18 protein-coding genes and 1 tRNA gene are annotated in these 13,451 nt (G+C 61.6%); 3 read left to right on the top strand and 16 right to left on the bottom strand.

Translation table 11 applies throughout. The features are described from left to right. Positions 1–37 precede the first annotated feature (37 nt). A complete protein-coding gene (locus ABGM93_RS01620; protein WP_321502871.1) occupies positions 38–904 on the top strand; it encodes an RNA methyltransferase in 867 nt (288 codons plus the stop codon). Positions 905–952: 48 nt separating this feature from the next. Here the strand turns inward: ABGM93_RS01620 and ABGM93_RS01615 are convergent, their stop codons facing one another. Further along, positions 953–1,465, bottom strand: coding sequence for a BA14K family protein (locus ABGM93_RS01615; RefSeq protein WP_321502869.1), 513 nt, complete (start codon positions 1,463–1,465; stop codon positions 953–955). Positions 1,466–1,799: 334 nt separating this feature from the next. Here ABGM93_RS01615 and ABGM93_RS01610 point away from each other — a divergent pair. Further along, a tRNA-Thr gene (locus ABGM93_RS01610) sits at positions 1,800–1,875 on the top strand. Between the two features lie 291 nt (positions 1,876–2,166). On the opposite strand, the gene ABGM93_RS01605 is transcribed toward ABGM93_RS01610, so the two are convergent. From ABGM93_RS01605 to ABGM93_RS01570, 8 genes are all read right to left on the bottom strand, one after another. Then, a complete protein-coding gene (locus tag ABGM93_RS01605) occupies positions 2,167–3,009 on the bottom strand; it encodes a hypothetical protein (protein ID WP_321502867.1) in 843 nt (280 codons plus the stop codon). Positions 3,010–3,261: 252 nt separating this feature from the next. Continuing rightward, complete coding sequence (locus tag ABGM93_RS01600; RefSeq protein ID WP_321502865.1) at positions 3,262–3,525, bottom strand: hypothetical protein; 264 nt, start codon at positions 3,523–3,525, stop codon at positions 3,262–3,264. Between the two features lie 257 nt (positions 3,526–3,782). Then, positions 3,783–3,917, bottom strand: a complete 135-nt coding sequence (locus ABGM93_RS01595) for a hypothetical protein (protein WP_321502863.1) — start codon at positions 3,915–3,917, stop codon at positions 3,783–3,785. Further along, positions 3,918–4,424: an N-acetyltransferase gene (locus tag ABGM93_RS01590; RefSeq protein WP_321502860.1), complete on the bottom strand. Its 507-nt coding sequence runs from the start codon at positions 4,422–4,424 to the stop codon at positions 3,918–3,920. A gap of 1 nt (position 4,425) precedes the next feature. Then, a complete protein-coding gene (locus tag ABGM93_RS01585; RefSeq protein WP_319773135.1) occupies positions 4,426–4,689 on the bottom strand; it encodes a YjhX family toxin in 264 nt (87 codons plus the stop codon). A gap of 320 nt (positions 4,690–5,009) precedes the next feature. Continuing rightward, positions 5,010–6,050, bottom strand: a complete 1,041-nt coding sequence (gene arsB, locus ABGM93_RS01580; RefSeq protein WP_321502857.1) for an ACR3 family arsenite efflux transporter — start codon at positions 6,048–6,050, stop codon at positions 5,010–5,012. Positions 6,051–6,067: 17 nt separating this feature from the next. Beyond that, on the bottom strand, positions 6,068–6,580 hold the full coding sequence (locus ABGM93_RS01575) for an arsenate reductase ArsC (protein WP_321502855.1): 513 nt from the start codon (positions 6,578–6,580) through the stop codon (positions 6,068–6,070). A gap of 8 nt (positions 6,581–6,588) precedes the next feature. After that, positions 6,589–6,921 carry a helix-turn-helix domain-containing protein gene (locus ABGM93_RS01570; RefSeq protein WP_321502853.1) on the bottom strand — a complete coding sequence of 111 codons (333 nt, stop codon included), beginning with the start codon at positions 6,919–6,921 and terminating at the stop codon, positions 6,589–6,591. Between the two features lie 233 nt (positions 6,922–7,154). On the opposite strand from ABGM93_RS01570, the gene ABGM93_RS01565 reads away from it, so the two are divergent. Then, positions 7,155–7,616, top strand: a complete 462-nt coding sequence (locus tag ABGM93_RS01565; protein WP_321502851.1) for a translation initiation factor 2 — start codon at positions 7,155–7,157, stop codon at positions 7,614–7,616. Positions 7,617–7,725: 109 nt separating this feature from the next. Here ABGM93_RS01565 and ABGM93_RS01560 read toward each other — a convergent pair whose 3' ends face one another. The 7 genes from ABGM93_RS01560 to ABGM93_RS01530 all read right to left on the bottom strand — a co-directional run bounded on the left by ABGM93_RS01560 (position 7,726) and on the right by ABGM93_RS01530 (position 13,394). Then, complete coding sequence (locus ABGM93_RS01560) at positions 7,726–8,055, bottom strand: antibiotic biosynthesis monooxygenase (protein ID WP_321502849.1); 330 nt, start codon at positions 8,053–8,055, stop codon at positions 7,726–7,728. A gap of 25 nt (positions 8,056–8,080) precedes the next feature. After that, positions 8,081–9,124: a TonB family protein gene (locus ABGM93_RS01555; RefSeq protein ID WP_321502847.1), complete on the bottom strand. Its 1,044-nt coding sequence runs from the start codon at positions 9,122–9,124 to the stop codon at positions 8,081–8,083. Beyond that, complete coding sequence (locus ABGM93_RS01550; protein WP_321502845.1) at positions 9,121–9,606, bottom strand: biopolymer transporter ExbD; 486 nt, start codon at positions 9,604–9,606, stop codon at positions 9,121–9,123. The genes ABGM93_RS01555 and ABGM93_RS01550 overlap by 4 nt, the downstream gene beginning before the upstream one ends. A gap of 7 nt (positions 9,607–9,613) precedes the next feature. Further along, complete coding sequence (locus ABGM93_RS01545; protein WP_321502842.1) at positions 9,614–10,009, bottom strand: biopolymer transporter ExbD; 396 nt, start codon at positions 10,007–10,009, stop codon at positions 9,614–9,616. Then, positions 9,999–10,715 (bottom strand): MotA/TolQ/ExbB proton channel family protein, encoded by a 717-nt coding sequence (locus ABGM93_RS01540; protein ID WP_321502840.1) that lies wholly within the window; start codon positions 10,713–10,715, stop codon positions 9,999–10,001. The genes ABGM93_RS01545 and ABGM93_RS01540 overlap by 11 nt, the downstream gene beginning before the upstream one ends. A 48-nt stretch (positions 10,716–10,763) precedes the next feature. Beyond that, entirely contained in the window at positions 10,764–11,255 is a 492-nt protein-coding gene (locus ABGM93_RS01535; RefSeq protein ID WP_321502838.1) for a hypothetical protein, read from the bottom strand. Positions 11,256–11,336: 81 nt separating this feature from the next. Beyond that, positions 11,337–13,394 carry a TonB-dependent hemoglobin/transferrin/lactoferrin family receptor gene (locus ABGM93_RS01530; RefSeq protein ID WP_321502836.1) on the bottom strand — a complete coding sequence of 686 codons (2,058 nt, stop codon included), beginning with the start codon at positions 13,392–13,394 and terminating at the stop codon, positions 11,337–11,339. Between the last annotated feature and the right edge of the window lie 57 nt (positions 13,395–13,451).

Raw genomic sequence — 13,451 nt, 5'->3', positions numbered from 1 at the left:
CTTGCGCGGCGCACGGAGCGTCGATAGAGGTAACCTCATGAGCACACCTCCGGAGCCGCCCAGCGGCAAACCCCGCCGCCCAAGCACCCGTTCGCCCCGCCCCGGCGCGAAGGGCCGCCCCTATGGCAAGCCCGGCGGCCACAGTCATGGCGCGAAGAAATTCGGCGGCTCGCGACGCGCAGCCCCCGATCCCGACGCGCCGTTGCTGCTTTATGGCCTGCACACGGTTGAGGCGGCCTTCGCCAATTCCGACCGCAAGCGCCACCGCCTCGTCGCCACGCGCAATGCGCTGCAACGCCTTGAAGAACGCGGCGTGACGGTGGACGTGCCGGTCGATCTGGTCGATCCGCGCTCCATCGCCCGTCAGGTTCCGCGCGATGCGGTGCATCAGGGTGTGCTGCTGCAGGTTGATCCCCTGCCCGCCTATGACCTGAAATCACTGGGCGATGCCCGCCTCGTCCTCGCATTGGATCAGGTGACCGACCCGCATAATGTGGGGGCAATCCTGCGCTCCGCCGTGGCGCTGGCCGCCGATGCAGTGGTGACGACCCATCGCCATTCGCCGGAAGAAGGCGCGGTGCTTGCAAAATCCGCCTCCGGTGCGTTGGATATGGTGCGTCACCTGAAGGTGCAGAACATGGCGCGCTTTCTCTCAGAAGCGGGCGACGCGGGCTTCACCCGTGTGGCGCTGGACAGCGACGGCCCCGCCCCATTGGAAGAAACCGATCTCGGCCAGCGGCTGATTCTGGTTTTGGGCGCCGAAGGCAAGGGTGTGCGCCAAGGCGTTCGAGAGGCCTGCGATACGCTTGCCCGGCTCGACATGCCTGGCAAGATCCGCTCGCTCAACGTCTCAAACGCCGCCGTGCTGTCTCTCTATGTGGCACGCAACAAGCTGGGGCTCTAGGCCCCAGATCGTTGCCCCGTCGGCCCCGCGCCCTGGCCCCACAACCGCCTAGCGACACCGCCGATACTTGCCCGAATAGGCCAGATAAAGCCCCGTGCGCGGATTGAAGCTTCGGTATTTCGAGGCGCAATAGGCATACCATTCCGGCGTTCCCGCCACCGGGCGTCCAACCCCGCGCGGCCCGTAATAGCGCGGTGGCGCCACAGGCGCGCGGCGATAGTAATAGCCCGGGGCATAGCCATACCCCCGGTAGGGTACGCCCACATAGGGCCCGACAAACGGGCCGGAGCGGAACCACACCGAAAAGCCCGGCCGGTAAGCGCGATAGGGCCGATAGGAGCGATAGTTGCGGTAGGGCCGGTAGTGTCGCTTGCGATAATGAACCGGCTCGGCCCTGACCGCCTCACCTGCAGCCGCAAGGCCCGCGCGTTTGAGCTGACCTGAGCCCTGAAGCGGCATGGCCGCCGCTGTTTCCGCCCCCAGCCACATCAGCGCGAGCAGACAGACCGCTGCGCCCAGCATCGACTTTCGCGAAAGAAGCGTTCCCTTTGACCGTGTCATGATACGTCCTCCTTGCGCCCTGCCCCGCGCCCGCTGCCGACAATCGCCCGCCGCAGCCTTTTCCTTCAGCGCGGGAAACGCCAAGTTTAGCACCTGAAACAGTGCGATAGGGAACCGTGCGCAAACAAAACGGCGAAAGGCGGGCGGCCCGAAACCGCCGCGCGCCCGAAAGCCGAAACGCCCGAAAACGCCGCGCCAGAACAAAGTCCATCGCTTTGCCTGTGGCTAAAGGCGATTTCGTGGGATGCAACGCCGCGCGCCTTATGCTATGGGAGCGGAAATTGCCGAACCGAAGGCGGGCCCCACCCCGATATTCCTTCGTGTGTTCGCAAGGGCCGGTATAGCTCAGTTGGTAGAGCACCTGATTTGTAATCAGGGGGTCGCGGGTTCGAATCCTGCTGCCGGCACCAATCATTTCAATGACTTAGCCGAAATCCGATGCGAACGAAATGAGAACGTGAGACGGTCTCACGTCTCACGCGTGAGACCCTTTTGGGAACGTGGGATTTGGACGGCAAACGGTCTTGAGGTGCGGTTCCGATGGATGACGGAATTCGGACGGGAGTGATCGGACCGCACCTGACAAGCGATGCCCACTAAAGCCAATATTTTTTCACTCTAAAGACATGGAAGGGACTACATCACAACGAAATTCGGCAAAGGATCGCTGCAACTAATAAATGTGCCGTTAGGGCGATAGCTCAGTTGTTCAGCAGAGTATTTACTCGCTCATAGAGTGCCTGCTCTAGTCGCTGCAAGCCTTCACCATTGTTCAGGTAATGGATATAGCGCAAATGCCTGAGATCGAAGGGGACATCATCCTGATGCTGAGCGAGTAGGATGACTTCGCGTCCTATAGCGTGAGCAATCCCAATCTCGTAGAAGACGTTCGGGTTCTTACCGGTACAATCGCCGATGATGATACGCGACCGGGAAATAAGACTGGCGATGTCCTGGATGATGTGGGTATGTTCCCAAATGTCATCAGCGCGATTTACGTTCATTCCGACACGCTCCCCCGCCCGCCTGATGGCCTCATAGACAGCACTGAAGCTTGGATGGAAGGGCATCATAGCTGACAACTGCCTTGGATCGATGGTGCTCCTGTCTCCAAGGCTAAAAACTGTCGCTTGGTTGAGGTTAGGATTCATAGCACGTATCAGTATTTCATACAGATCTACGTCCTTTACTGCCCAATGCGTGCGGCTAAATTCCCAATCATGCATCTGCAGTTCGACAGATCGGGTTGCAAGCCAGTCAACAGAGATGGGAAGAATATGGGGATCATAGCTATACTCGATCGTCACATCGCCGCCGGTTCGGCCGGTAATATTCGTGATACGGCCGACACGCGCTAGGTTGTCGCCGGTATTTTGTTCAGGCATAAACAACGCTGGATAGTTGCGAAGTTGTGTATAGTCCAGACCATGCGGCTGCCGCAGTAAGACACGGATCGAATCCTCAGTATATTCGAGAATTCTACTAACACTAAAGCTGCTTTGATGAAGCGGCCAACCGCCAGCCATTACTAGTAGATTAAACATCGAACAGCCTCAAAAGCCGCGTACACCTATTGCCCATCTGCCCCGGACAACAGAACATGCCAAGCGGATTGGTTGTTAGACCACGGGGATTTAGACCTTTAACGATGTCGTTATAAGCAATCGGCTCAAGGGCAGGCAACTTCTGGATTGCCACAGAACATTCGATTTCGGCCGGTCCAATTCACTAAGTTAGTATTTTTCCTATCAATAATTAAAAATGGAGGCGCATAGGCGTTAGCTCGCATTGGACCTTCACCTCCCCCGCTCCGCCTCCATCCGCTCCACCGCCGCGCGCAGATATTTCAGATCCGACCGCAATTCCGTAAGCAACTGAACCTGCCTCACGCGATCCAACTGCCGATCACGCTTGGCAATTTCCAACGCGGCCAACCTTCGCGCGTGATCTTCCAGTGTCGAATCGAACTTCTCCCAGCCGACCGCCCATTGCCGGATCTGGCCGATGATCAATCCCCCGATCGTGATGAGATTGCCGATCGCGATATCCGGCCAGAACACTCAAGCTCCAGCGCCTCTGTTCGTCGGCCATGCCGCGCCCCTTCTGCCAAGCGTCAGGCCTTGCCGTTGCGCTTTTCCTGGCTGCGCTGCCAGACGTAGACGCCGAGGACGGACGCCCCGAAGCCGAGATAGGTGGAGAGATAACTGCCGATCTGGGCAACCGCGTTGATGGGGCTTGTCGAGGAAGCGATCGCATAGACAAATGCGGTGCCGAGTGCCGAACAGACCAGGCCAAACTCGATACCGAAAATCGGCCGTCAGGTGCGCGTCAGCGTGTCCTTGGCCTTGTGCTCAGCGCGCATGGTCTGGTTGCCCTCAGCCAGCATCGCCGCCCCATCGACACCCCACGAAAAAGCCGGGCCGCACCATTGTTGATGCGGCCCGGCCCTCACCTATGCCTGCTGATCCAGACCGAAGGCCGGGTGATGGATCAGTTCGCCTTCGGGTTCGCTCCCGTCGAAGGGCAAGGCCAGAACCACCTCCGGTGGGCATCCGGTGACATGCAGGCCCGGGAAGGCGCGGAAGCCGAAGCGGGTGTAGTAGCCCGGATCTCCGACCAGCGCCGCGCCCCGGTGCGTCTCACGCAAGCGGGAAAGCGCCTCTTTCATCAGGGCAGACCCGATCCCCTGTCCGTGGAGCGGGGGAACGACGCCAACAGGGCCGATCAGCCCCCAGCCTTCCTGATCGCCCACAAGGCCCGGCGAAGCGGCCAGATGGCCGACCACCTCACCCTTTTTTTCTGCGACGAGCGAGAGGGACAGCGCGCCCGCTGCGCGCAGCCGTTCCACGATGGCAGCCTCCGTGCCGGTGGCTTGCGCAAGCACACGCATGGCTTGGCGAATGACATCGTTGATGGCGGGGATGTCGGCAGCGGTTTCGTTTCGGATCGATATCAACATGTCATGCTCCCTGATTGTCGTATTGCGCGCGAACGGCGATCCGCCCGCGTTTGGAGATCCGGTACGGATTGCCCGCGCAGGATTCGATCAGCCTCTTGGTTCGCAATCGGTGGAAGATGTTCAGGTTGAAATCAGCAAGGATCAGCCCCTCGCGCGTCACGCATGTCACGCGCGTGATCTTGGGGCCGCAGCCGCGCTCATGCAGGATCCGGCCGCCAAGAGCCAGAACGTGCAAGGCACGTTGTTCATTTCGTGAGATATTCATGGAAGTCTCGTGCAACAGACGTGAAGAAACACTCCGGGCACCCAAGGCACCCAGCGGCTCTCAATTCACGCGGCTCTCCAAAATCCGGAGAGCCCTATCGCACAAGCTCTGACATCCAGTCTCCATTGGCTGACGGACGCTCAGTGACGTCGCCAGCACCTCATATCTAGTTCAGGCAGGCCCGATCCTCAAGCCGGAGGAAGGCCCGTCCGGCGCGACAGAGCCGCACAGACGGGCCGGCAGATTGCGGCATCGGAAGCCGTGCCGTTCAAACCCGCCAAGGGAAATGGAGGAGACAGTGCCTCCCTTACCGGGATCTCTCAGGCAAAGCGGGCCCGTGTCCGGTTGGCGAACGCGACCAGCGACAACATCACCGGCACTTCCACCAGCACACCCACCACGGTGGCAAGTGCGGCGCCGGAATTGAGGCCGAACAGGCTGATTGCCACTGCAACCGCCAGCTCGAAGAAGTTCGAAGTGCCGATCATCGCGCAGGGCGCAGCGATGCGATGGGGGACTTTCAGAAGATAGGCCGCGCCATAGGCAATGGCGAAGATGCCGTAACTCTGGATGAGGATCGGGATTGCGATGAGCACGATCACCAGAGGCCGCGACAGGATCACATCGCCCTGAAGGCCGAAGAGGATCGCCACTGTCGCGATAAGCCCCATCGCGGACAGCGGCTTCACCTTCGCAGTGAAGCCTTCAACCGCCTTGGGCGATCCCAGCGCCCTGCGCGTCAGCAAGCCCGCGATCAGAGGCAGCACCACATAGAGCCCGGTCGCCAGCACCAGCGTTTCCCAGGGCACGGAAATATCCGTCACGCCGAGCAGAAAGGCGACGATGGGGGCAAAGGCAAAGACCATGATCAGGTCGTTCACCGACACCTGCACCAGCGTGTAGGTGGCATCGCCACGGGTGAGCTGCGACCAGACAAAGACCATGGCCGTGCATGGCGCGGCCCCCAGCAGAATGAGCCCCGCCGTATATTGCGCGGCGTCCGCCGGCTGAAGCCACGGCGCGAAGACGTGGTCGAAAAACAGGACCGCCAGCAGCGCCATGGTGAAGGGCTTGATCAGCCAGTTGACGACGAGCGTGACAACCAGCCCCCGCGGCTGGCGCGCGACGCCCACCACCGACGCGAAGTCCACCCCCACCATCATCGGATAGACCATCGCCCAGATGAGCACGGCCACGACGAGGTTGATCGATGCCACCTCGGCAGCCGCAATGCTCGCCATGAGGCCCGGCGCGACAACGCCGATGGCGACACCCGCCACGATGGCAGCCGCAACCCAGAGTGTCAGGTACCGCTCGAAAAACCCCAGGCTCTCGCTCTCGGGCGCAGGTGTATCGCTCATGTCGGATCCTGTATCTCTCACTCAGTCGAGACGGGAATTGCATCGCGACCGATCTCATCGAGACGGTTCTTCAGCGACATCCGGTCGAGAGAGGCGATGGGGAGGCTGGCAAAGGTGGAAATTCTCTGGCGCAGCATCCGGTATGTTTCGGAAAAAGCGAGGGTGATCTCGGCTTCGCTGCCGCGCACGGCGGCCGGATCGGCAAGGCCCCAATGGGCTGTCATCGGCTGGCCCGGCCAGAACGGGCATTCCTCCGCCGCCGCCTGATCGCAGACGGTGAAGACGAAATCCATCCTCGGCGCATCGGGCAACGCGAACTCGTCCCAGCTCTTGGAGCGAAGGCTGCTCACATCGTGGCCGACCCGTTTCAGCAACGCCAGCGCATAGGGGTTCACATCGCCTGCGGGGCGCGACCCGGCGGAATAGGCGTGGAATTTGCCCGCCCCTTCCGCATTCATGATCGCCTCGCCAAGTATGGAGCGGGCGGAGTTGCCGGTGCACAGAAACAGCACATTGTAGGTCTTGGTCATCGTTCCCCTCAACAACCGCAGATGAGTTCCTCAAGTACCGGCGCGCAGCGCTCCGCCTGCCCGCCACAGCAATCTTCCATCAGATACGACAGCAACACCCGCATCCCCTCCATTTCCGCGAAATAGCGGATGGAGCGCCCCTCGCGCACCGAACGCACCAACCCCGCCGCCGACAGGATGGTCAGATTGTTGGACAACGTGTTCGCCCTCACCCCCAGCGCAACCGCGATGTCACCGGCAGCGGCCCCGTGCGGGCCCGCCTTCACCAGATGACGAAAGATATCGAGGCGCATCTCATGCGCGAGCGCCGACAGGGAACGAAGGATGCTTGTCTTTTCCATACTTCATGATTATTCGAATTATTGGGCTTAAGCAACCCCCAATAGCAGGGCATGTAAAGGCCAGACGGCGGCTCCTCGGCAATGCCGCCGGAAACAGGCTTTGGCAATGGGCGGCAACGGCCCTGAGCCAAACGAACATCCTGTGTCAGATGACCTCAGTACTAATGTCCCTATTGAATAGTTCCCGCCTTTCCATAAAGTCGCCGCCCTATTGAAATTCGGGGGCTTTAAATTTGATCAAGCTTATCGCAGGCCTGCTTCTGGCAGGCAGTGTGGCCGCGTGCGGAACCGTGACGCGCGGAACCAAGGAACAGATTGCTTTCGACAGCAGTCCGGATGGTGCGCGAGCACAGACAACACTCGGCTTGGCCTGCACCACGCCTTGTACGCTCGATGTTCCGCGCAAGAAGGAATTTTCCGTCACCATGTCGAAGGAGGGCTATGCCCCTCAGACCGTCAAGGTCATCACACGCCTGTCCGGCAAGGGCGCGGCGGGCGTGGCCGGCAACGTGCTTCTCGGCGGTGTCGTCGGAGCAGGCGTCGACGTGGCGACAGGCGCCGGTCTCGACCATTCTCCGAACCCGGTCTTTGTCGACTTCCAGACACCGGAGAACACGTCGAAGACACCGGTCGAGCCCAAACCGACCCCGCGCGAGACCAATGGACCGCGGGCGACGTCCACCCCGGTTTCCTGATCCGCAAGCCTGCTTCAAGAACGACCAAGGCCGACGCTTCGCTCCAGGCGAGACGTCGGCCTTGTCATGTCGGACGCCCTTGCGAAGGGGCGGGCGTCATATCCGCCTGTCAGCGGCTTTCGGTCAGAAGGACCTCAAAACCCTCGAAATGCGGGCCGCCCACATAGATCGGCTTGCGATCGCCCGCCCCCTTATGGGCAAGGCGGAAGGCTTCCGACTTCGTCCACGCGACGAAATCGTCATAGCTTTCCCAGATCGTGTGCGAGGCATAGAGGGTGTGATCCTCTTCGGTGCCTTCCTTCACTTCCCCGCCCTTGAGCAGCTTGAATTCGAGATAGCCGGGCACCTCGTTCAGGTGCCGCTCGCGGTTCATCCAGATCGTCTCGAACTCATTCTCCATGCCCGATTTCACACGAAAACGGTTCATTGCAATATACATCTGCTGTCCTTCTCCTCTGGGACGGTCACGGTGCCCTGTAGACAAAGGGCACCTTCACGGATTTGGATTTCTGGGGCATCTCGCGCGGAAAGGCCGGCAACGGCGAAACCCGCCGCACGGTCGCCAGCGCCGCTTCATCGAGGGTACTGTTTCCCGACGAGCGCAGAACGCTCAGGCCACTGACCTGTCCGCCCGGCGCAATCGTGAAGCGCACGAGAACGGTGCCTTCCGCACGACGTGCCTTGCGCGGATAACGCTGCGCGCGCTGCAGGCGCGAGACGACGCGCCCGAGATAGGAAGACGTCGCCTTGCGCCCACCATCGCCAAGCTTTGTCGTACGTGCGCCGACCGATTGTCCGCGCTGCTGATCGCGATCCGCATTCCCGGCACTGCTTGCCGGACGTCGGGCGACCTTCTTTGACTTTTTCGCGCGTTTCTCGGGCCTGGCGGCGGGCTTCGCATCGGGCACCGGGGCAACCACCACATCGGCAACCGCGCTTTCCGGCTCGACAGCCTCCGCCTCTTCTGCCTCAGCCGGCTCCACGGCCTGTTCCGGCTCGGCCTCCGCAACAGGCTCCACAACCGGGGCTTTCTCAAGCGTTTCCGGCTCGACCTCGGCATCCTCGGGGTCGGGCTCCTGAGGCGCCACCATTGCAGGCGCTTCGCTGTCCCGCAGGATCGGGACGAGCGCGGCTACCGGCGCAACCGGTTCCGCGGTGTCGGCCTCGACAACCTCTTCAACAGGCGCTTCACGCGGCTGGACTTCCGCGTCTGCGGCCGTCACATCCTCGACCGGCTCAAGCTCTGCGTCCTCCCTCGCCTCTTCCACCGGCTCGGGGTCGAGCAGTTCCGGTTCGAGCGGCTCGGCCACATCCTCGACAGGCTCCGCGCTCTGCGAGGGCAACGATCCCATAACGAGATCTTCCAACCCGCCAATGACCGCAACATCACCACCCGGTGAGGCGGCCCGGCTCTGATCATCGCTGACAAACCCAAGGTGCGCGGCAATCGCCACGTGAATGCCCAGCGAAGCCACGAGGCATGTGGCCACAAGACGCCCCTGCCTCATTGCGCGCCCTCCAAAGCCTCAGAGCTCTGCATAAGCGCATCGGCCTCACTGCCTGACGGGATCTGACGGGCAACGAGCGAGATTTTCACCCGTCCGGCCTCACGCGCCGCCGTCAGGATGTCGCTCAACATGCGCGCAGGAAGCTCCTTGTCGGCAACGATGCGCAGGGGTTGGGAACCCGCCACATCGTCGCCACCTGACTGCGATGCTTCGTCTGCCTGCGCCGCCAGTAACCGAGCCAGATCCTCAAGCGCAACCGGCTGCCCCTTCAGGGTCATGGTGCCATCTCGCTGGACCACCAAAGCGCCGCCCGTATTGGTCTTTTCCGTTTCCATGGAAACATCCGGCGGCGTGATGTCATGCGCGTCGTTCTGCTCCACCGATCCGGCGAACAGAAAGAAGATCAGCATCAGGAAGACGACATTGATCAGCGCGATCGTGTTGTCGGCTCTGGCGCGTTGCGGCGGGGTGGGAATACGCATGTCTGTTCTATCTCCCCGCAACCAGAACGCTGGAGAGACCTGCCGCGACCACCGCATCCATGGCGCCGACGACATCCTGAACGCTCGCATCCTCGCCTGACCAGATCGCCACGCGCGTCGTCTCGTTTTCCTGCAACTCCGCCAGCTTCCCGGCAAGCGTCTCGGCGCTCACCGACTGGCCGTTGAGGTCCATCTGACCGTTCCCGTGAATGCGCAGCAGCGCAGGCCGCGCGGCCTCCTCACGCAAGGCGGCCGTCGCCTGCCCGCCACCGGCAAGCGGCAGGGCCTGATAGTTTGAAAAGGTGGATGCCAGCATGAAGAACAGCAACAGCAGGAAGATGACGTCGATCAGCGACGTCAGACCAATGGGCCGCCGCCTTATGCGGGCTCGTTCAATGCGCATGCCTGCGTCCATGGCTGGCGAGATCGACGACGCCCGCATGGGCGGCTTCGGTCGGCTTGCCGGTGAAGAAGGCGGTGACAAGATCTTCCATCGCCTGCTGCTCGCGTTCGATACGGCCATCGCACCAGCCCACGAAGACAGAGGTCGGAATGGCAACCGCAAGACCGACGGCCGTGGTGAGCAGCGCCACCCAGATACCGCCCGCCAGCACGGACGGATCGACATTCGCCCCCGAGCCCTGCATGGCGCGGAACGCCTCGATCATGCCGATCACGGTGCCGAACAGGCCGATCAGCGGCGCGGTCTGGGCGATCATGTCGAGGGGGCGCAGGAAGGACCGCAAATGGGCGAGCTTGTTGAGGCACACCCGCTCGATATCCTCACGAAGCTGGGCTTCGGTGCCGCGACCGCTGCCCGCGCCGCGCATGAGATTGGCGAGAATCTCGGACAGCACAGAGCGTGTGCCGCTCATCCGGTCGCGCGCAAGTTCGCGCTCACCATTGATCCATAATTGCAGCACCTGCCGCGCATGAGCGTAACGCCCGACGCCCGCGGCATGAAACTGCACCAGCTTGGCCAGTGCCAGCGCCAGCGTGACCACCGAGATCATCCCAAGCAGAACGACAACCGGCCCGCCCGTGCGCGCAAGCTCCACCAACGGAGTGAATAGTCCCGCCAGAAACGGCGGCAGAGCGAACGAATTCATGTCGAACTCCCGGTAACCGGGTCCCTTTTTCTGATCCCTGAAGCTATCTTATAGCCCAAGGCCGATTTCGATGCGGCTGGAGGTTTTCAGCCGCGACAGGCATCCCGCCGGATCGAGCCCCGCGCCCTTGCAGGTGCGGACATCATTGATCAGCAGCGATGACACCCCATCACATCCGCGTCTGGCCACGCGAAAGCGCAACACCCGCGTTTTTCCCGCAGGCATCGCCCCCAGATTGAGCGCGGTCATGTCGGAAACCCCGCCCTTTTCGTCGAAGACGACGATTTCCAGCCCCAGCTCGTCGATTGTCTGGGAAAGCCCGTTGCGCACGACGAAGGTCGCCCGGCAGGCAGACGAGACGGTCTGCGCACCGTTCAGTTCCAGCGCGATGACCTCGTCGGATCGCTCGGAGCCTTCCGCTTGCGCGAGAACCGGTGCCACGGCAGAGGCCGAAAGGAAAAACGCACCCGCAATCGCCCAGCCGTTCAAGCCGGGGATCAAGGATGTCTTCAGCCGGGTCACCAGATCGCCAAGGGGCACGTGTCGTTCTCCTGATCCTGTTCCGTGTCGTCGGACCGGAGCACGAAGCCCCGGCCCTCCACAATATCGATGTTCCGTCTATCAGCCCCCCAACCGGGCGCGGAGCGTGAACTTGACGGCCAGTCCCGGACTGCTGTCGCTTTCCAGATAGGGCTGGTAGTCGCGGTCAAACAGATTGTCCACGTTGAGCCCAAGCTGAAGATCGTCCCGCGGGCTGTAAGCGGCGAACAGGTTCACCAGACCATACCCCTTGGCGGGCGTATCCGAACGCGTCTGCGCATTGACCGCCTCAACCTGGAAGCCGAGCGTTGCGTTGACTTCGTCCAGCGGACGGAACCCGATCGTCGTCACCAGCTTGTCGGCGGGAACCGTGTTGAGGAACGCGCCGGTATCTTCATCCTCCCCGCGCTGATGCTGCCCCGAAAGCCCGACAAACATCCAGCCCATGTCGTAATTCGCTTCAAGTTCGAAGCCCTCGATGAGCGCATTGGAGATGTTCTGGTACTGGTAGCAGAAAATCATGCTCGTGCAGCCAGCGGTCTGTGTGTCCGCATCGATGAAATCATCGACTTCATTGTGGAAATAGGCTGCCTTCAGGCGCAGACGGTCTCCTGCGGTGAAGAAGTCGTTGCGCTTGAAATTGACGCCGATTTCCTTGTTATGCGCCGTTTCGGGCCGCAAGTTCGGATTGGGCAGGAAATCGAACGGAAAGCCGCCGGGATGAGTTCCGGAGATCAGCGCCTCGGTGATGGCGGGCGAGCGGTAGCCCTCCGCATAGGTGCCATAGAGCTGGAGCCCGTGCAGGAAGGTATCGGCAAACGGCGAGAACCCGAGCGTGATCTTGGGCGAGACATGATCGCCGGACGCCTTCGTGCCGCCGCCCTTCATCTCGTAGCTGTCATAGCGCAGACCGCCGATGACCTCGACCACTTCCCTGTAGCTCAGCCGGTGCTGAAGATAGGCGCCATAGACCTTGCGCTGCCCGTTGGGCGTATAGAAGGCCGCACTGCCGCCCGCCGCATCGGACACATCGACGAGATCGAAAAAGCCGTCGAAACCGACGGTCGTGGCATGATCGAAACTGCCCGTCGCATAGCGCGAGGTGTTGGCCACATCGATCCCGTAGGTGTTGATCTCGAAACTGCGATCGCCGCCCGCATAGGTGCCGGTCAGATAGGTCTGATCGAGCTGGGTGCTCGTCCAGTAGCCGCCGACCCTCAGGTCGAAGAGATCGCTGTCGAGTGGGCGATACTTGTAGGTCGCGCTGATCGTGTTGTCGGTGACATCGTTGTCGTAATTCGTCGACGTCGGATCGCCCGAACGATAGGTCGAGTTATAGGTGATCGCGCCGATTTCAAGCGCGTGCCCGTTGCCTGGATCGACCTCCGCCTTGACCATGCCGCTGGCGATCTCGTTGGAGGAATTGAACACGGTGTCGCCCGCGCCATTCTCGTATTTGAAATTGCGACGATAGACGACGCTGCCGAGCAGGCCGAAGGCCTCGCCGATGCGCGCAGCCCCGGTCGCGCCCTGCGCCCAGCCATTGTTCGTGCTGTAGCGGCTGAAACTCTCTGCCGCCCACGTTTCCCCTTCGCGCAGGAAGGTGGAGGCCTTCTTGGTCTGGAAATTGACGACGCCGCCAATCGCGCCGGACCCGTATGCATTGGCGACGGGTCCGCGCGTCACCGTGGCGGTTTCAAGGAATTCCGGCTCGAAGAACACCGCACCACCGGCAAGGCTGTGCCCGCTCGCCTGGAAGTTCTGACGCGCGCCGTCCACATTCACCGCAACACGGCCATACCCGGACAGACCGCGCATGTTGATCGCAGCGCCAGGGGTATCGGCCGCGGTCTCGACCGTCACACCAGGGACCGACTTCAGCACATCCACCAGCGAACTTGCGCCCATGAGATCGACCGTCTCACCCGTGACGATACTCTCGGAAGCCATGGCCTTGATGGCCGATTCTTCCGTGCGCGCCGCACTTACGGTCACCGTATCCAGAAGGATGGCATTGTCATTGCGATAGGAACCGGTGGAGGTAGAAACCGCTTCGCCTTCCTGAGCGAAAGCCACGCTCCCGGCATTGAAACCGGCCAGAGCGGTGGCGGCCATCAGCGCGGCCATTCGTAGATTCATCGGACGCATCGTCGCCTACTTTGGTTTTCATGTCTGGAGACCAAAGGATTGCTGGCG

The organism is Breoghania sp. (assembly GCF_963674635.1).
In the GTDB taxonomy this organism is placed as follows: Bacteria; Pseudomonadota; Alphaproteobacteria; order Rhizobiales; family Stappiaceae; genus Breoghania.
This window is presented reverse-complemented; position numbering and strand designations above follow the sequence as displayed.